Genomic DNA, 17,028 nt, shown 5'->3' with positions numbered 1-17,028 from the left:
GGCTCCGGCCGGGGTCCTGCGAGGGCTTCACCACGGCAGTTCGCCGGAGCGGAGCTGGTCCTGAAGTCTGCGGATCCAGGCGAGTTCGGCCTGCAGCGTGCACTGCTGGTACTGGACATCGATCCAGTACTTGCGCTCCACGCCCTTCGTCTTCAGCAGTTCCTCGCCGGAGACTAGAAAGTCGAGCTGCTCCTGCAGCGCTTGGAGCCGGCGGTCGAGGAGGTCGACGACGACGCCGGCGGGCAGGTTGTAGGCCTCGGAGATGGCCAGCGGGAAGGACGGGTATTCGTTGACCGGCGCGGCGAGCATGTCCTGCAGCCACGTCGTGAACGCTTCGCGGCCCGCTGCCGAGATCGTGTACGTGGTGCGCTCCGGACGGTTGCCTCCCCGGTCCGTTCCCGTCGCTGCGACGAGACCCTGCTCTTCGAGCCGCCCGACGGCGTGATAGAGAGTTCCTGGCCGGACCTTGACCAGTCGGTCCTCGTGCCGGGCGATCAGGAGCTGGTACATCTCGTAGGGATGCATCGGTTCCTCCACGAGCAGGGAGAGTGCGGCGACACCCAGCGGTGTCAGTGCGGTTGCCCGGGCCATGGTGCTGTGTCCTCTTCGGTCAAAACTGTCGTCTTCGGTCTAAATTGCGATTACTCCACTGAAGATTATTCCACGTGGAGTATTTGGGGGCAATCTTGCCCGGATCCGGGCCGACAGGGCCTTAGCCTCGGACCGGACCGGTTTTGTCAGGGCTTGTCGGGGCCTGTCAGCCGAGGAGGGCCAGGATCTCCGTGCGGGCGAACATTTGCGCGGCAGCCCGCGCGGTGGGGGTGCCGGCGTCGGGGTCGGCCCCCGCCTCCAACAGCTCCCGGGCGACGTCCGTGTAGCCCTTGAACACAGCACCGGCCAGCGGCGTCTGGTCGCGGTCGTTAGGCGCGTTGGCGTCGCCGCCGTGGTCCAGGATCAGCCGGACGGTGCCCGCGTGACCGTGGTAGGCCGCCAGCATGACGAGCGAGTCGCCGGAGGAAGTCGTCAGCGTGGCCGGAGCGCCGGCAGCCAGATAGCCGCCCAGCAGCGCGGAGTTACCCTCGCGGGCCGCGTCTAAGAGCGCGTGCGCCAGCGCCAGCGTCTCGTCGTCGGGCGCGGCGCCACCACCCTCCAGCGGGACAGAGTCCAGCGGGGAAGAGCCCAGCGGAGAACCGTTCTGCGGGGACTCGCCGCTCATCGGGTGCCCCGCAGGAAGCCGGTCTGGCGGCCCACCACCTGGCCGGCGTCCGGAGCCACAATGACTTCCTGGGCCGCGGCATAGGGCTCGTCACCGTCCACCACGGTCAGGACCTGGTCCGGGGCGACGGAGCGCTTGATCACGGCCAGCGCCACGGGGCCCATTTCGTAGTGCTGCGCCACGGAAGTCACGGCGCCCACCTTGCGGTCACCGGCACGCACCTCGCTGCCGGGCGCGGGCAGGGTGTGCTGGGAGCCGTCGAGCTGGAGGAACACGAGCCGCCGCGGCGGGTGGCCCAGGTTGTGGACGCGGGCGATCGTCTCCTGGCCCTTGTAGCAGCCCTTGGCCAGATGCACGGCGGTGCGGAGGAGGTCGAGCTCGTGCGGAATGGTCTTGTCGTCGGTTTCCGAGCCCCACCGCGGCCGCCACGCCGCAATCCGCAGCGCTTCTGAAGCCATGGTGCCGGCGAGGGCACGCTCGCCCACCGTCGCGACCAGCTCGGCCGCGGGGACCAGGTACTCGAACCACGGCCGCTCCAGCCCGGGGTGGACGTCCTCGCCCACCACCGCGTACGAGTAGCCGCCGGCCCCGACATGCGGCCACGGGTCTTCCCAGACCTGCAGCGCCGACCACTCCGGGATGCGCTGGGTGGACCCGAGCACGGCCCAGTCCGCGGAGACGTCGGCGATCTCGACCCGGAGCATGAACTTCATCTTGTTCAGCCATTCGGCGAGCGGGCCGGCCTCGGCTCCCTCGACGATCAGCCACGTGGTTGCGCCGTCGTCCACCACCCTGGCGTCGAACTCGATCCGGCCCTGCACGCTCAGCAACAGCAGTTCGGTGGACTGGCCGGGGGCCAGGGACGTGAGCTGCTGGGAGGACAGGGTGTTCAGCCAGCTGAGGCGGTCCGGTCCGGTGACCGTGACCACGCCGCGGCTTGAAAGATCGACGACGGCGGTGCCGGCAGCCAGCGCCCGCTGCTCCCGGAGCGGCTCGCCGTAGTGCGCGGCGACGCCGGCGTCGGCACCGCTGGCCTCAACCGCGGCCGGGCGCGACAACAGGGGGCTTTTGATAGTCATATTGAAGGGAACGTCCTTAGCTGTGCGCGTATTCCGGCCCCGGCATGGAATGTCGGGGCCGACCGGGCTTTGTCCGACTGTGGGGCCGGCCGGCCCTAGCGGTATTCCGGATTTTCAAAGTCGAAGCGGGTGCCCGCTTTCCAGGCGTCGGGGAGGTTACCGTAGGCGGGAATGCCGCCGGCGTCCTTGAGCATCCGTGCCTGGTGCAGCATGTTCCAGGTCATGAAGGTGGTGTTGCGGTTGGTGAAATCGGTCTCCGGACCCCCGGAACCCTCGTCAAGGTAGCTGGGTCCGGGCCCGACGGGGCCGATCCATCCGGCGTCGGCCTGCGGTGGGATGGTGAAGCCGATGTGCTGGAGGCTGTACAGGACGTTCATGGCGCAATGCTTGATCCCGTCCTCGTTGCCGGTGATGAGGCAGCCGCCCACCTTGGGATAATAGGCCCACTGGCCCTTAGCGTTCAGCTGCCCGGAGTGGGCGTAGAGGCGCTCGATGAGTTTCTTGGTCTGCGAGGAGTTGTCCCCCAGCCAGATGGGCCCGGCGACGACGACGATGTCCGCTTCCTGGACCGCCGGGTAGAGTTCCGGCCATTCATCGGTGGCCCAGCCGTGTTCGCGCATGTCGGGGTAGACGCCGCTGGCGATGTCGTGGTCCACGGTACGGATCACGCGGGTGGTGACGCCCTGCTTTTCCATGATCCGCCGGCTGACCTCGATCAGGCCCTGGGTGTTGGACACGTCGGGGGACTTCTTGAGGGTGCCGTTGAAGTACACGGCCTTGAGGTCGGCGTAGCTGGTGTTACCGGCGTCGTTGCTGGGGACTGTGGCATTCACGGCGTTTCTCCTCGGTCGATGCTGACAACGGAAAAATCAGTGAGACCGCGCCGTTAGCCTACCTTGGCGAGGATGGCCGATGCATGGGCCTCCAGGCCGCCGCCGGACGCCGAATCCTTGCCGGGGGCCACGTCCCAGCGCCACAGCAGGTTCCCCTCCACGAGCCCGAAGATCCGGGTGGCCGCCGTGTACTCCTTGGAGTGGCTGCCGCGCATCACCATGTCGGTGCTGAGCTGGATCTGGGGTCCCTTAATCTGACCGTAGTACAGCTCCGAGATCCCGCCGGGGTGGGCGATGGACACCGAGATGTCGAAGCCGCCGTCGCTGTTGCGCAGGGCCTCAACCTCGTCGGCGCTCTTGAGCACGGGGACGATGTCCGCCGGGATCAGGCCGGGGCCGCCGTCCTCCTCGCGCTGCTTACGCTCGAGGGCCCAGAAGCCGGTCTCGACGGTCAGGGGACGCAGCTTGGTTCCGTCGTCGTCCGTCAGCCAGCTCTCGGCGCGGTACTGCAGATACGGCAGGCCGTTGTGCGTAAACGACACGTGTTGCAGGAAGTGCTCGGAGTCCTCGTCCCCGGCCCCCAGCCGGCCGCGGCCCTCCCACTCACCAATGAGCCAGGACAGCGGAACGATTTCGGGGGTCAGATCAGTGGGGATTTCAATCGGCACAGCATCTACCTCTGGAAGCTACGGGGTCGGGAACGTGTTACTTCTGGCCTTTGAAGAGGCGGTACACGACAAAGCCGGCAAACCACGCCATGGACAGGCTGGCCACGCCAAGCAGGACAAGGAAAAAGATCTCATATGCAAGTACGGACATGATGCCATCCTAACCCTTAGTAGATGAGTAGTTTGTCTATGAAGTAGGCCAGGGAACCGACCGCCGACACCGGCCCCAGCCCCATACTCACGGCCGCCAAAAAGTTCAACCTCTCACCGCTGAGGATGACGAGGCGACGGAAACTCACCAGCACCGCCCCCACTACGACGCCGGCGAGGGCGGCGGGCAGCACGGCAATGTCGGAGAACACCAGGCCGGCCAGCGGCCCGGCGAGCCCCGCGCTCACGATGCCCAGCGGCGCCACGATGCGGTCAGGCCAGCGGATCAGCCCCGCCATCAGGGCGATGGCCGCGCTGACGGCGGCCACGAGGATCATTTCGCGGACCCCGTTGAAGCGCGAGCTGGCAATCCAGCCGGCGCCCAGGCAGGACAGCAGGACACCCGCGCAGGAGCCCAAGGTGGATTCGAGCCGCTGGGCCTGCCCTGTGCCTCGGATCAGTTGCATGACGAAGATTGCTATGACCCCGACCGCCATGAACGACGGCGTCCAGTCCAGGAAACCGGGAGCCGGAAGATAGGTCGCGGCGACCGCCGACCCCACACCCGGCAGGCCAATCAAAACGGCGAGGGTCTTCTTGGCGGGGATGCCCAGAAAGTAGGGCCAGCCGATGCCGACGCCGACGGCGGTGAGTGCCGCGACGGCCAGGAGGACCTCAGGCGAGAAGTAGGCGCCGGCAACAATGGCCGCGAGTCCAGCCAGGCCGATGATGCCGACGCTCCACGGCTTCACCGTCTGCTCGCCATCGGCAGACCCACCATGGTCGTACCTTCGCTCACTGCGGACCCCAATTCGACTCGGCTCAATTTCAACGGGCCGCGGCCCTGACGGTTCAATCCTGCCTTATGTGAACGATATGTGTCGCAAAAGCAGTGGCCGGAGGTGACGGGACCATGGCCGGAATGGGGCGTTTAGGTATACTCGGGATCAGCAACAAGACGCCCAACGATGCGCGGACACCCCTTGGAGGAACAATGTCGCACATCCTGCTATTGACGAACAGCACCGGAACATCCGTGGACGTCCTGCCTGCTCTGGAGCTGCTGAACCACCGGGTGCACATCCTGCCGGCCGAGCCCACTGCCCTGCTCGAGACGGACCCCTGCGACATCGTCCTGCTTGATGCCCGCAAGGACCTGGTCGGCGCACGTTCCCTCACCCAGCTGCTCAAGGCCACCGGCCTCAGCGCCCCCTTGATGCTGATCCTCACCGAGGGCGGCATGGCCGCCGTTTCCTCGGCGTGGGCCGTGGACGACATCCTCCTGGAATCCGCGGGCCCGGCAGAAGTCGAAGCCAGGTTCCGCCTCGGCGTCGCCCGCGCCGTTCCGGAGAAGGAGGACGTGCCGACCGAAATCCGGGCCGCCGGCGTCGTCATTGACGAGGCCAGCTACACCGCACGGGTCAACGGCGCCGCACTCAACCTGACCTTCAAGGAATTTGAACTGCTGAAGTACCTCGCCCAGCACCCCGGCCGGGTGTTCACCCGCCAGCAGCTGCTGACCGAAGTCTGGGGCTACGACTACTACGGCGGCACCCGCACCGTGGACGTCCACGTCCGGCGGCTGCGCGCCAAACTGGGCGCCGACCACGAGAACCTGATCAGCACGGTCCGCAACGTCGGCTACCGCCTGACCCTGGTCCGCCAGACCGAGGACGAACTCACCGAGGCCTGAGCACACCAGGGCGGCCCGAGCCCAGAAGCAGAGAACCGCAGACGCACTAAACACAGCAACACAGAAGGCCCCGGACTCTGGAATCCAGAGTCCGGGGCCTTCGTGGTGCACCGGTCCATCGGCGCAAAACCTTCTCAGTGGAGGACATACGGGTCGAACGTATCGAGGCCACCCCAGTGGTGGATCCCCCTCGCATCTGGCGCAACGCCGGACGAGATAACGACTATACGCGGCCGTTCGCAGTTCAACAAAATCGGCCGCTGACAGCCATGCAGCCGATAGCCTTGCACCATGAGCCCTGCGCACCCGGAAAACTGGCCCGTACTTGCTGTCAAAGGAACCGTGGACGGCAGGCTGCTGCGGGACGTCGCCGTCCTTGCCGCCGCGGCGGAGGAGTCCGACGGCAACCCGCCGCTGTCCGAACAAACCCTGGTCACGCTGCGCGCCGCCGACGCGGGCGAGCATTCGGTATTGGCCCTGGCCCTCTACGCGCCGGACGATCAGCTGGATCCCGCGACGGCGCAGGACCTAGCCGGCGTCGCCGTCGTCATCGAGGAGCCCGACGGCACCGGGGTTCTTGAGATCGCCGTTCACCCCAGCTACCGCAGCCAGGGCGTGGGCGGCCGCCTGGTGGGCGAACTGAAAAGCGTCCGCGGCTTCGCGGGCCTAAAAGCCTGGTCCCACGGAAACCACGAAGCCGCGGCGGATCTCGCGGCACGCTTCGGCTACGGCGCCGTCCGCGAGCTGTGGAAAATGCGGCTGATGACGGCAGCGGCGGCCTTGCCAGAGGTCCAACTCCCGGAGGGCGTACAGCTGCGCACCTTCGTGCCCGGCAGGGACGAGGACGCCTGGCTGGCCGCAAACAAGGCCGCCTTCGCCCACCATCCGGAGCAGGGCAACATGACGCGCGCCGATCTGGACGCCCGGATGGCCGAACCCTGGTTTGATCCCGCAGGCTTCCTCCTGGCCGTGGACCCGGCGGACCGGCTCCTGGGGTTCCACTGGACCAAGGTGCACCCCCGCCACGGCGATCACCCCGCGATCGGCGAGGTCTATGTGGTGGGCGTGACCCCGGACGCCCAGGGCTCCGGGCTGGGCAAGGCCCTCACCGTCGCCGGCATCCGGCATCTGCAGGACCTCGGGCTCCACGCCGTCATGCTCTACGTCGATGCCGACAACGCGCCCGCCGTCGCCCTCTACCGCCGGCTCGGGTTCACCCGCTGGGATGTCGATGTCATGTACGCGCCGTTGCCGCAGCAGCAACCACCGGCCGGCACCTCCGCGCCCGACGGCGTTAGTCAAGTCGGCGGATGACCGCCCCGGCCGGGCCGCAATCTGGGGTCATCTGGCCGTGATTGCTTGTAAGGTTGAAGCTACATCGCGCCAGCATTGAGGAGACCCCATGCCACGGGATACCGCCCGGACATCCACGTCTGAACCAGCAACGCCGGAAAAGCGGGAGCGTCCAGTACGTGCGCGCTTTGGCTCCTCCGAAGTGCCGGCCTCACGCGCCACCCAGGACCGGATCGACATTCCGGAGTTCGCGCCGAACCTGGAACCGGATGGCGACATCCGCCCCGACCGGTTCCTGGACCGGGAGCTGAGCTGGCTCGCCTTCAACGCCCGGGTCCTGGAACTGGCCGAGGACCCCAACCTGTACCTGCTGGAGCGGGTCAGCTTCCTGTCCATCTTTGCCTCCAACCTGGACGAGTTCTTCATGGTCCGGGTGGCCGGGCTAAAGCGCCGGATCGCCACGGGCCTCGCGGTCCCCTCCCCCGCCGGGCTGAGCCCCATGCAGGTTTTGGATCAGATCGGCGAGGAGGCCCACCGGCTCCAGCAGCGCCACGCCCGGGTCTACGCCGAACAGATCCGTCCCGCCCTTGCGTACGAGCACATCCACCTCATGCATTGGGAGGAACTCGACTCCCAGGCCAAGGACCAGCTCAGTGCCATGTTCGCGGAAAAGGTCTTCCCGATCCTGACCCCGCTGGCCGTGGATCCGGCGCACCCGTTCCCCTACATCTCCGGGCTGTCCCTGAACCTTGCCGTGGTGGTCCGCAACCCGGTCAGCGACAAGGAACTCTTCGCCCGTGTCAAGGTCCCTGACCAGCTCCCCCGCCTGATCTCCATCGACGGCGCCCGGGCCGGCTCCGTCCCCGGGCGTGTGGCACGGTTCATCGCGCTCGAAGAAGTGATCGCCGTGCACCTGGACCAGCTGTTCGCCGGCATGGAGGTCCTGGAGCACCACATCTTCCGCGTGACCCGCAACGAGGACGTCGAGGTCGAAGAGGACGACGCCGAGAACCTCCTGCAGGCGCTGGAGAAGGAACTCCTGCGCCGCCGGTTCGGCCCGCCCGTCCGGCTCGAGGTCACCAATGACATCAACCCGAACATCCGCGCCCTGCTGATCCGCGAGCTCGGCGTCGACGAATCCGAGGTCTACTCCGTTCCGGCGCCGCTGGACCTGCGCGGGCTCTCGGTGATTGCCGGGATCGACCGGGCAGACCTGCACTACCCCAAGCACGTCCCGCACACCTCGCGGTACCTCAACGAATCGGAAACCTCCAAGGCGGCCAACGTGTTTGCCGCCATGCGGCGACGGGACATCCTCCTACACCACCCGTACGATTCCTTCTCCACCTCCGTCCAGGCTTTCCTGGAACAGGCGGCCGCGGACCCGAAAGTCCAGGCCATCAAGCAGACCCTGTACCGCACGTCCGGCGACTCCCCGATTGTCGATGCACTGATCGACGCCGCCGAGGCCGGCAAACAGGTCCTGGCCCTCGTGGAGATCAAGGCCCGCTTCGACGAGCAGGCCAACATCTCCTGGGCCCGGAAACTGGAACAGGCCGGCGTCCATGTGGTGTACGGCATCGTGGGCCTCAAGACCCACTGCAAGCTCTCCCTGGTGGTCCGCCAGGAAGTGGACGGCCTGCGCCGCTACTGCCACATCGGCACCGGCAACTACCACCCCCGCACGGCCCGCTACTACGAGGACCTGGGCCTGCTGACGGCGAACGAACAGGTCGGCGAAGACCTGTCGAAGCTGTTCAACCAGCTCTCCGGCTACGCGCCGAAGTCCACGTTCAAGAGGCTGCTCGTGGCGCCGCGCTCGGTCCGGTCCGGACTGATCGACAGGATCGAAACCGAGATCAGGAACGCCCGCGCCGGCATCGCCGCCCGCGTCCAGATCAAGGTCAATTCGATGGTGGACGAGGCCATCATCGACTCCCTGTACCGCGCGTCCCAGGCCGGGGTGCAGGTGGACGTCATTGTCCGCGGCATCTGCTCCCTGCGGCCCGGCGTTCCGGGCCTGAGCGAGAACATCACGGTCCGCTCCGTGCTGGGCCGCTTCCTGGAGCACTCCCGTGTCTTCGCCTTCGCCAATGCCGGCGACCCGGTGGTCTATATCGGCTCGGCCGACATGATGCACCGCAACCTCGACCGCCGGGTGGAGGCCCTCGTCCAGCTGACGAGCGGCGACGACACGAGCTATGTCCTGGATCTGCTCAACCGCTACATGGTGCCCGAGACCGCGAGCTGGCATCTGGACAGGGAGGGCGAATGGACCCGCCACCACCTGGCAGAAGACGGCCAGAATCTCAAGGACGTCCAGTCCTGGCTGCTCGCCTCCCGCTCGCGCCAGCGCTCGACCAGCCTGCGGTAGGGACCGTGAGCGTGAGCAGCGATGCACTGGTTGAGGACCAGACTGACCATCCCGACGAAGAGATTGCCGTCACAGCGGCAGGCGCCATCCCTTGGCGCCTCAATTCGGCCACCCAGGACCAGCTCGAGGTCCTGCTGATCCACCGCCCGCGGTATGACGACTGGTCCTGGCCGAAGGGCAAAATCGACCCCGGCGAGACCATCCCGGAGTGCGCCGTCCGCGAGGTGGAGGAAGAGATCGGGCTCACCGCTCCCCTGGGGATCCCGCTTCCGCCCATCCACTACCACGTGCAGGCCGGGCTGAAGGTGGTCCACTACTGGGCGGTCGACGTCGACGGCGCCGCCTTGCTGCCGGACGGCAGCGAAGTCGACAGCGTCATGTGGTGCCCGCCCGAAAAGGCGGCCCGCCTCCTGAGCAACCCGAGCGACATCGAACCGCTGCAGCACCTCGTGAACGCCCACGACCGCGGGGAACTGCAGACGTGGCCGCTGCTGATCGTGCGCCACGCGAAGGCCAAGCCCCGCTCTTCGTGGTCCAAGGCCGAGGGTGACCGCCCGCTGGCCGCAACCGGCATGCGGCAGGCGCAGTCGGTGGGGCGGCTCCTGCAGGCGTGGAAGCCCGCCCGGATCGTTTCAAGCCCGTGGCTGCGGTGCGTGGCCACCATCGCACCGTACGCCAAGGCGGCCGACGCCAAGGTGAAGCTCAACGAGGCCCTCACCGAGCACCGGCACGGCCGCAGCCCGCAGAAGACGGCCGCCGTCGTCGAGTCGCTGTTCGACAAGCAGCGGGCCGTGGCCGTGTGTACGCACCGCCCGGCACTGCCGACCGTCCTGAAGCAGCTCGCAAAGCACATGAATTCCCGCCTCCGGGACCTGCTGCCGTCCTCGGACCCGTTTCTGGCGCCGGGCGAGATCATCGTGTGCCACGTGGCGCACCACAGCAAGAACAAAATAGTTGCGGTGGAGCGGTTCCGGCCCTTCGACGACTAGGTCCTTGACCCCCGGGGCCCGCACGCCTAGTTTGTATCAATAGCTTGATACATTACTGCTGAATCTTGGGGGATTCCATGCCGGTCCTGTTCTACGTTCCGCCGATGCTGCTGCTCGGCTCGGCGATCGCGGCCCTGCTCGTCTATGCCGTGCTGCGGTGGGTGATCTGGTCTCCCGGGGCCGGAACCTCGCCGCAGAGCGTGTCGGAGCACGGGCTGTGGGTGGGTGTGATCGGCTGGCTGGCGAGCTCGCTCCAGGGCGCCATGACTTTGGGCATCATCCCGGCCAATCCGTCAGCGGCCGTCGCCGTGGTGAGCGCCGAGTCGATCGTCCCGGCCCTGGCATGGCCGGTCCTGGGCTGCCTGACCGTGCACGCCCTGGGCCAGGTCAGTTATCCGGGTCCGCGGCGGATGCGGCGGGAGGCCGTACTGTCCGTGCGGCGGATCAAGGACTTCCTGCCCCGCAGGCTGGCATTGACCACGGCTGCGATCTTCCTCTCGGCCGCCGCGGCCATCGCCCGGGTTGCCACACTGCCCGGATTCGCGGCTGTGCCTCCCACCACGGTCAGCGACGGTCAGTACAACTACTTGAACGGCGGGGGCGACGGCCGCATCCCCGGACCGGAGGCAGCCGCCTGGCTCGGGGGTGCCCTGCTGGTGCTGGCCGTCGGGACGTGGCTGGTGTTGTGGCTGATCGCCCGCCGCCGGCAGCTGGAGTCCCTCGACGCGGCGGACAACGCTGTGCTGCGGAGCATCGCGATGAACCGGCTGCTGCGCACAGCGTCCACAGTGGCTGCCGGGCTGGCAGTCATCGCCGGGAACTTCGCGTCCCGTCCCGATCCCGCAGAAGGACCGACGTCGTGGACGAACTTCTCCGGCCTCGCGGCAACCGTGGTCCCCCTCGTCATGTGGTGGTGGCGGCCCCCTCGGCTCGCGGCCGCCGGCCTAGGTGCCCGGAACCGGCCGGAATCTGGGGTCGCCACCGGCCACCAGCATCCGGCCGCCAGGCTGGTCTCCTCCCTCGGGGCGCTGCTGGGTCTGGCGGCTGGTCTGCCGCTGGTCGCCGGTACCTTTCTCTCCCAGTTCCTCCCGACCGCCGCCAGCTACGGTTTTGCGGGCTTCGTGGCGCTGACGGCCGCTTCCGTACTGCTGGTCATTGCCGCCGGCGAGTTCCTGTTGCAGCGCAATTACGGAACTCCCGCAGCACCGCGCGGCTGGCCTCGGCAACCGGTCAGTCCCGCCCTGCTGACCACGGCTGTCCTGGCGCTGTTCGTCTTCCTTGCCGTCCTGGGTGTCGCGGCCGTAGGGCAGGCCCGCCTCGCCGAAGGACCGGGCTGGGTTCCGGCCGGGCTACTCACGGCCGGGGCTTGCGCTGCCTCCCTGCCGGCGTTCCTTATGGCCAGGTTCCGCGAAGGTGTTCGCGACGCCCCGCGCGGCCTGGACGCCGCCCTGCGCGCCATCACCCTCCACCGGGTCGTGCGGACCCTGGCGGCCACGCTCACCGCCCAGGCCGGTGTCCTGCTGCTGACCCAGAGCAACGCCTGGGCGGCCGTGTTGGGCCGGGCGACTTTCGGGGAGACTGATCCGGCCGCCGGAGCGTGGTGGCCGGCAACCCTGGCAGGTTCTGTGCTGGGCGCCGCGGCCATCGTCATCGCCGTCACCCCTGTCCGTACGCTGGCCCGGACACGCTCCGCTCCCGCTCCGCGGCCGGACAAGGAGCCCGCCACGTGAGCGCAGGGATCTCCGTCAACCTGCGCTCCCCTGTTCCCCCCTTCGAGCAGATCCGGGCGCAGATCACTTCCCTCATCACAGTCGGGACCCTGGCACCGGGAACCCGGCTGCCGACAGTCCGCAGCCTTGCGTCGGACCTGGGCCTGGCGGCCGGTACCGTCGCGCGGGCCTACAAGGAACTCGAACTGGCGGGACTGATCGAAACCCGGCGGCGCAACGGCACGGTGGTCGCGGGGACGGCTGCCCTGCCTGCCCGTGCGGGCGCGGCAGGGCAATCGGCAGCGCAAGCGCCTGCCACCGCGGAGGTGATTGCCGCCGTCGACCGCTACATTGCAGAAGGCCGCAGAGCCGGGCTGGACGACGCCGCCCTGCTGGCGCTCCTGCGCACCAAGCTCACCCAGCAAGACAAATAAGGAGAGAAAGCCAGTTCTCAGTAGACTGGAACCGTGAGCATCCCTACGCCCTACGAAGACCTCCTGCGCGACGTCCTCGAGCACGGCACGCACAAATCAGACCGTACCGGAACCGGCACCCTCAGCGTTTTTGGCCGCCAGCTCCGCTTTGACCTGAGCAAGAGTTTCCCGCTCATCACCACCAAGCGGGTGCACTTCAAGTCCGTGGCGGTGGAGTTGCTCTGGTTCCTCCGCGGCGACACGAACGTCAAATGGATGCAGGACCAGGGCGTCACCATCTGGGACGAATGGGCCGACGCCGACGGCGAACTCGGTCCCGTTTACGGCGTCCAGTGGCGTTCCTGGCCCACGCCCGACGGCGGCCACATCGACCAGATCGCCGAACTGATAGAGAACCTGAAGTCCAACCCGGACTCGCGCCGGCACATCGTCTCGGCCTGGAACGTCTCCGAACTCAAGGACATGGCGCTGCCCCCGTGCCACGCGTTCTTCCAGTTCTACGTGGCCGACGGCAAACTCTCCTGCCAGCTGTACCAGCGCTCGGCGGACACCTTCCTGGGCGTGCCGTTCAACATCGCCTCCTACGCCCTGCTGACGCGTATGATCGCGCAGCAGACCGGCCTGGAACCGGGAGAATTCGTCTGGACCGGCGGGGACGTCCACATCTATGACAACCACATGGACCAGGTCCTCAAGCAGCTCGCCCGCGAGCCCTACGACTACCCGCAGCTGAACATCACCCGCAAGCCGGACTCCATCTTCGACTACACCCTCGAGGACTTCGAGGTGGTCGGCTACCAGCACCACCCGACGATTAAGGCCCCGATAGCCGTATGAGCAACGAAGACACCCCGGGCGTGCAGCCCGGCGAATTCACTGAGCAACTCCGCGCGTCGACCACTGGCCTGGGGCTGGTCTGGGCCCAGACCAGCACCGGGGTCATCGGCCAGGCCGGCGCCATGCCGTGGCACCTGCCCGAGGACATGCTGCACTTCAGCAGCCTCACCTCCGGCCACCCGGTCATCATGGGACGCAAGACCTGGGAATCATTCCCGGACAAGTACCGCCCGCTGCCCCGCCGGACCAACATCGTCATCACCCGCCAGGCCGCGTGGCGGGACACCCCCGGCGCGGAAGGCGCCGTCGCGGTCGCCTCGCTCGACGACGCTTTGCTCGAATCCCAGTTCGTGCCTGGCCATGAAACGGTCTGGATCATTGGCGGCGGCGAGATCTTTGCGCAGGCGCTGGACCTTGCCGACGTCGCCGTCGTCACCACCATCGACACCACCGCCGAAGGGGACACCTTCGCTCCCGAACTCGGCTACGACTGGACCGCCTCCGCCAGCCTCCCCGCCAGCGGCTGGCTGACCTCCACCAACGGCACCCGCTACCGGATCACGCTGTGGCGCCGGACGGAGGCCAAGTAATGCTGCGCAAACCCGAAACACTCTTTGTCCTGGGGTACATGCTCCTGCCCTTGCTCGCGCTGCTCTCGGCCATCGTGGGGCTCACCATGATCCTGGGCGGCAACAAGATCCTCGGGGCGATCGTGCTGGTGGTGGTGACCCAGGTCTTCACGTTCGGGGCGGTCTTTGCGCTGCGCCGGCGCAAGGCGGCACTGCTGGAAGAACCGCGCGGCGAATAAATCCCGTGACGTAACCGACTGCGCCGGACCGGCGGTGAAGTCTAAACTGGGCCCATGACTACAGCAGCTACCCCGTCCGTCGGCCTGGTCGGTTGGCGTGGCATGGTCGGTTCCGTCCTGATGCAGCGCATGCAGGACGAGGGCGACTTCGCCACCATCAACCCGGTCTTCTTCTCCACCTCAAACGCGGGCGGTGCCGCCCCGGCCATTGCCGGTGCTGCCGCGGGCGCGGCCGGCAAGCTCGAGGACGCGTTCGACCTCGAGACGCTGGCGAAGCTGCCCATTATTGTCACCGCCCAGGGCGGCGACTACACCAAGCAGGTCCACGGCGAGCTCCGCAGCCGCGGCTGGGACGGCCTCTGGATCGATGCCGCCTCCACGCTGCGCATGAATGAGGACTCCATCATCGTGCTGGACCCCATCAACCGGGACGTCATCGACGCCGGCCTCTCCGGCGGGGTGAAGGACTACATCGGCGGCAACTGCACCGTGTCCTGCATGCTGATGGGACTGGGCGGGCTGTTCAAGAACGACCTCGTCGAGTGGGGCACGTCCATGACCTACCAGGCGGCTTCCGGCGGCGGGGCGCGCCACATGCGTGAGCTGCTGAACCAGTTCGGCAGCCTCAACGCCGAGGTGAGCACCGAACTGGACGACCCGGCGTCGGCCATCCTGGAAATCGACCGGAAGGTCCTCGCGCACCAGCGCGCCGGCATCGACGCCACGCAGTTCGGCGTCCCGCTGGCCGGTTCCCTGATCCCCTGGATCGACGCGGACCTCGGCAACGGCCAGTCCAAAGAAGAATGGAAGGCCGGGGTGGAGACAAACAAGATCCTTGGCACCTCCGCCGGGAACCGGATCATCATGGACGGCCTCTGCGTCCGGATCGGTGCGATGCGTTCCCATTCCCAGGCCCTCACGCTGAAGCTGCGCGAAGACCTCTCGGTGGCCGAGATCGAGAAGCTCGTGGACGCGGACAACCAGTGGGCCCGCGTGGTGCCGAACACCAAGGAAGCCTCGATGGCCGAGCTCACGCCAGTAGCGGCGTCCGGCACCCTGGACATTCCGGTGGGCCGCATCCGCAAGCTGGAGATGGGCCCGGAGTACATCAGCGCGTTCACGGTCGGCGACCAGCTGCTGTGGGGCGCGGCCGAGCCGCTGCGGCGCATGCTCCGCATCGCCACCGGAAACCTCTAGGGGATTTCGGGCGGCCGTTCGGGCGCCCCCTTCAGGCGCCCAGGAATCTGCGGTACTTCGCGGCCTGCAGCTCAAAGGACTTTTGGGCGGCAGGCCGCAGCCCGTTAACGGTATCGAAGGGTTCGGGCACGACGCCGGCGCTCCGGCCGCCCGGCGGCCCCGCCCAGGTGCCGATCACCGTGCCGCCCGCCACGATGGTTTTCTTGAACATGCCGTTGCCGCCGGGGACGATCTTGTCAGCGTGCTCCGGCGCCAGCACCACGGACCGGTCTGCGTAGCCCAGCAGGAATTCATCAAACCCCGGCAGCGCCAGCACCGTGCGCTGTCCCGGCACGCCGTCGTCCAGCAGCGCGGCCGTTGCCGGCGAGAGCCAGTAGCTGGTCCCCGCGAACTCGAGCTCCACCAGGCGGTCCTTGACCCGGGCCAGGGCCGCGCGGGTTTCCGTCAGGGGAATGCCGGACCACCAGGAAAAGTCACGTTCCGTGGCGGGGCCGTGGCTGCGCAGGTAGCGCAGCAGCCACTCGGCGATGCCGTCCTGGCGGTCCAGGGTCCGCGACTGAGTGATCCAGTCGCCGAACGCCACCACCAGCTGCTGGTTGCCTGCCAGCGGACCCTGCACCAGCAGGCCCCGCTGGCACAGCATCCCCAGCAGATGGATGCCGCGCTGGCCCGCCGTGGACTGGCCCGCCCGTTCGAAGGCCTGGAACAGCTCAGCCCGGCTGGCTGCTCCTGCGGAAACCAGCCGCAACGCGGACCCCGCGGCGGCGTCCACGTCCGTGTCATTGATGCCGAGGTCCCGGTGGCGACCGGCCATGCCGCGGATCAGCCGTTCGGAGGTAATGGCCAGCATCCACCTCAAGTCCTCGGGTGCCAGCACGTGCAAGGTGCCGCGCATGGGCCAGGAACGGACGATCTCCGCCCGGTCCAACGCCCCGCGGACGTCATCGACGCGGGACCCCGGCACCCGCTGGCCGACGGCCCAGAGCACGGCCTGCAGGTCCTGGGCCTGCATTGCCGTCATCCCGCGGACGGCTTCCGGGACGGACTGAAACCCTGTTCCCAGCAGTCCCTGGGCGGCCAACCGCAGCCTGCCCATGATCCCGGGGCTAAGGCGCCGGATGCCCGTCACTGCTGTCATGGGTCCATGGTAAGTCGCCTGCGTCGGCTGTCGGGCTGTTGCCCGGCTCTTCCCAGCCGCCATCCAGCGGACCTCTCTACCCTTGATGCATGACTATGAGTGAGGTGTGGCCGCTGCTGCGGCCCCTGTGCCGGAAGCTGGCCCTGCTGGGCTGGGCCTCCAGCGCCGCCGGCATGGCTGCCGGGCTCGCCGTCGCCATCGCCAGCGGTACCCGGCTTTCGCCCATGATGAGTACCCTGCAGTTGGTGGCCGGTTTGTGCATGGCAGTTTCCGTGGCCAGCTTCGTCGCGGCCGCTGGGCTGCAGCCCCGGGCCCGGGCGCAGGCGCAGGCGGGCGTGAAGCGCAGCAGCATTGCCCCGCGGGGCCGGGAGCTCCAGCTCGACTACGCCGGGGAATTTCCGGCCACCGTACAGGCCTTCCTGCTCGGCTCCCTGGCGTTTCTCGCCGGCGCCGTCGCGTTTGCGTGCGCCGGGCTGGTGCTGCAAAGCGGGCCCAGCGTTCAGTCCGTGGCGTTCTGCCAGGTCTTCCTGCTCGGGGCCGCGGCCTCGGGTTTCACCTTCATGCTCTTCAGCAAGGTGACTCCCCGCCCCACTGACCGGTAGTCGCTCCG

At 67.8% G+C, this 17,028-nt stretch carries 18 protein-coding genes; 11 read left to right on the top strand and 7 right to left on the bottom strand.

Annotated features, from left to right (window positions below; all coding sequences use genetic code 11):
- Positions 1 to 27 precede the first annotated feature (27 nt).
- The 6 genes from BLS42_RS01280 to BLS42_RS01255 all read right to left on the bottom strand — a co-directional run bounded on the left by BLS42_RS01280 (position 28) and on the right by BLS42_RS01255 (position 4,698).
- Positions 28 to 591 (bottom strand): PadR family transcriptional regulator, encoded by a 564-nt coding sequence (locus BLS42_RS01280; protein ID WP_090575227.1) that lies wholly within the window; start codon positions 589 to 591, stop codon positions 28 to 30.
- A gap of 166 nt (positions 592 to 757) precedes the next feature.
- The gene (locus tag BLS42_RS01275; RefSeq protein ID WP_090576040.1) at positions 758 to 1,153 is read right to left on the bottom strand and encodes an ankyrin repeat domain-containing protein; all 396 of its coding nucleotides are present in this window, start codon (positions 1,151 to 1,153) and stop codon (positions 758 to 760) included.
- Between the two features lie 59 nt (positions 1,154 to 1,212).
- Positions 1,213 to 2,295, bottom strand: coding sequence for a CAF17-like 4Fe-4S cluster assembly/insertion protein YgfZ (locus BLS42_RS01270; protein ID WP_090575223.1), 1,083 nt, complete (start codon positions 2,293 to 2,295; stop codon positions 1,213 to 1,215).
- 95 nt (positions 2,296 to 2,390) lie between these two features.
- Positions 2,391 to 3,128 carry a flavodoxin family protein gene (locus BLS42_RS01265; protein WP_090575220.1) on the bottom strand — a complete coding sequence of 246 codons (738 nt, stop codon included), beginning with the start codon at positions 3,126 to 3,128 and terminating at the stop codon, positions 2,391 to 2,393.
- A gap of 53 nt (positions 3,129 to 3,181) precedes the next feature.
- A complete protein-coding gene (locus BLS42_RS01260; protein ID WP_090575217.1) occupies positions 3,182 to 3,796 on the bottom strand; it encodes a nitrobindin family protein in 615 nt (204 codons plus the stop codon).
- A gap of 167 nt (positions 3,797 to 3,963) precedes the next feature.
- A complete protein-coding gene (locus tag BLS42_RS01255) occupies positions 3,964 to 4,698 on the bottom strand; it encodes a permease (protein ID WP_090575214.1) in 735 nt (244 codons plus the stop codon).
- Positions 4,699 to 4,940: 242 nt separating this feature from the next.
- On the opposite strand from BLS42_RS01255, the gene BLS42_RS01250 reads away from it, so the two are divergent.
- The 10 genes from BLS42_RS01250 (at position 4,941) to asd (ending at position 15,280) form a co-directional block, all read left to right on the top strand.
- A complete protein-coding gene (locus tag BLS42_RS01250) occupies positions 4,941 to 5,639 on the top strand; it encodes a winged helix-turn-helix transcriptional regulator (RefSeq protein WP_090575211.1) in 699 nt (232 codons plus the stop codon).
- 291 nt (positions 5,640 to 5,930) lie between these two features.
- Positions 5,931 to 6,953, top strand: a complete 1,023-nt coding sequence (gene mshD, locus BLS42_RS01245) for a mycothiol synthase (RefSeq protein WP_090575208.1) — start codon at positions 5,931 to 5,933, stop codon at positions 6,951 to 6,953.
- Positions 6,954 to 7,041: 88 nt separating this feature from the next.
- Positions 7,042 to 9,306, top strand: coding sequence for an RNA degradosome polyphosphate kinase (locus BLS42_RS01240; RefSeq protein WP_256336165.1), 2,265 nt, complete (start codon positions 7,042 to 7,044; stop codon positions 9,304 to 9,306).
- An 11-nt stretch (positions 9,307 to 9,317) separates the two neighbouring features.
- On the top strand, positions 9,318 to 10,295 hold the full coding sequence (locus BLS42_RS01235) for an NUDIX hydrolase (protein WP_090575201.1): 978 nt from the start codon (positions 9,318 to 9,320) through the stop codon (positions 10,293 to 10,295).
- Positions 10,296 to 10,372: 77 nt separating this feature from the next.
- Entirely contained in the window at positions 10,373 to 12,025 is a 1,653-nt protein-coding gene (locus tag BLS42_RS01230) for a hypothetical protein (protein ID WP_256336164.1), read from the top strand.
- The gene (locus tag BLS42_RS01225; RefSeq protein WP_090575198.1) at positions 12,022 to 12,438 is read left to right on the top strand and encodes a GntR family transcriptional regulator; all 417 of its coding nucleotides are present in this window, start codon (positions 12,022 to 12,024) and stop codon (positions 12,436 to 12,438) included. The genes BLS42_RS01230 and BLS42_RS01225 overlap by 4 nt, the downstream gene beginning before the upstream one ends.
- Before the next feature lie 33 nt (positions 12,439 to 12,471).
- A complete protein-coding gene (locus tag BLS42_RS01220; RefSeq protein WP_079550143.1) occupies positions 12,472 to 13,275 on the top strand; it encodes a thymidylate synthase in 804 nt (267 codons plus the stop codon).
- A complete protein-coding gene (locus tag BLS42_RS01215; protein WP_090575195.1) occupies positions 13,272 to 13,865 on the top strand; it encodes a dihydrofolate reductase in 594 nt (197 codons plus the stop codon). The genes BLS42_RS01220 and BLS42_RS01215 overlap by 4 nt, the downstream gene beginning before the upstream one ends.
- Entirely contained in the window at positions 13,865 to 14,083 is a 219-nt protein-coding gene (locus BLS42_RS01210; protein ID WP_090575192.1) for an NF038396 family protein, read from the top strand. The genes BLS42_RS01215 and BLS42_RS01210 overlap by 1 nt, the downstream gene beginning before the upstream one ends.
- A 54-nt stretch (positions 14,084 to 14,137) precedes the next feature.
- Positions 14,138 to 15,280, top strand: a complete 1,143-nt coding sequence (asd, locus tag BLS42_RS01205; RefSeq protein ID WP_090575186.1) for an aspartate-semialdehyde dehydrogenase — start codon at positions 14,138 to 14,140, stop codon at positions 15,278 to 15,280.
- A gap of 31 nt (positions 15,281 to 15,311) precedes the next feature.
- On the opposite strand, the gene BLS42_RS01200 is transcribed toward asd, so the two are convergent.
- The gene (locus BLS42_RS01200; protein ID WP_090575183.1) at positions 15,312 to 16,418 is read right to left on the bottom strand and encodes a winged helix DNA-binding domain-containing protein; all 1,107 of its coding nucleotides are present in this window, start codon (positions 16,416 to 16,418) and stop codon (positions 15,312 to 15,314) included.
- 89 nt (positions 16,419 to 16,507) lie between these two features.
- On the opposite strand from BLS42_RS01200, the gene BLS42_RS01195 reads away from it, so the two are divergent.
- Positions 16,508 to 17,020 carry a hypothetical protein gene (locus BLS42_RS01195; RefSeq protein WP_256336162.1) on the top strand — a complete coding sequence of 171 codons (513 nt, stop codon included), beginning with the start codon at positions 16,508 to 16,510 and terminating at the stop codon, positions 17,018 to 17,020.
- The last annotated feature ends 8 nt before the right edge of the window (positions 17,021 to 17,028 follow it).

The organism is Arthrobacter sp. ov407 (genome assembly GCF_900102895.1).
Classification (GTDB): Bacteria; Actinomycetota; Actinomycetes; order Actinomycetales; family Micrococcaceae; genus Arthrobacter.
Note: the sequence above shows the minus strand (reverse complement) of the source record. Positions and strands in the feature narration are given on the sequence as shown.

Coding starts and splice junctions, on each gene's coding strand:
- BLS42_RS01230 (WP_256336164.1), top strand. CDS start 10,373: ATGCCGGTCCTGTTCTACGTTCCGCCGATGCTGCTGCTCGGCTCGGCG.
- mshD (WP_090575208.1), top strand. CDS start 5,931: ATGAGCCCTGCGCACCCGGAAAACTGGCCCGTACTTGCTGTCAAAGGA.
- BLS42_RS01200 (WP_090575183.1), bottom strand. CDS start 16,418: ATGACAGCAGTGACGGGCATCCGGCGCCTTAGCCCCGGGATCATGGGC.
- BLS42_RS01280 (WP_090575227.1), bottom strand. CDS start 591: ATGGCCCGGGCAACCGCACTGACACCGCTGGGTGTCGCCGCACTCTCC.
- BLS42_RS01215 (WP_090575195.1), top strand. CDS start 13,272: ATGAGCAACGAAGACACCCCGGGCGTGCAGCCCGGCGAATTCACTGAG.
- BLS42_RS01250 (WP_090575211.1), top strand. CDS start 4,941: ATGTCGCACATCCTGCTATTGACGAACAGCACCGGAACATCCGTGGAC.
- BLS42_RS01270 (WP_090575223.1), bottom strand. CDS start 2,295: ATGACTATCAAAAGCCCCCTGTTGTCGCGCCCGGCCGCGGTTGAGGCC.
- BLS42_RS01210 (WP_090575192.1), top strand. CDS start 13,865: ATGCTGCGCAAACCCGAAACACTCTTTGTCCTGGGGTACATGCTCCTG.
- BLS42_RS01195 (WP_256336162.1), top strand. CDS start 16,508: ATGACTATGAGTGAGGTGTGGCCGCTGCTGCGGCCCCTGTGCCGGAAG.
- BLS42_RS01240 (WP_256336165.1), top strand. CDS start 7,042: ATGCCACGGGATACCGCCCGGACATCCACGTCTGAACCAGCAACGCCG.
- asd (WP_090575186.1), top strand. CDS start 14,138: ATGACTACAGCAGCTACCCCGTCCGTCGGCCTGGTCGGTTGGCGTGGC.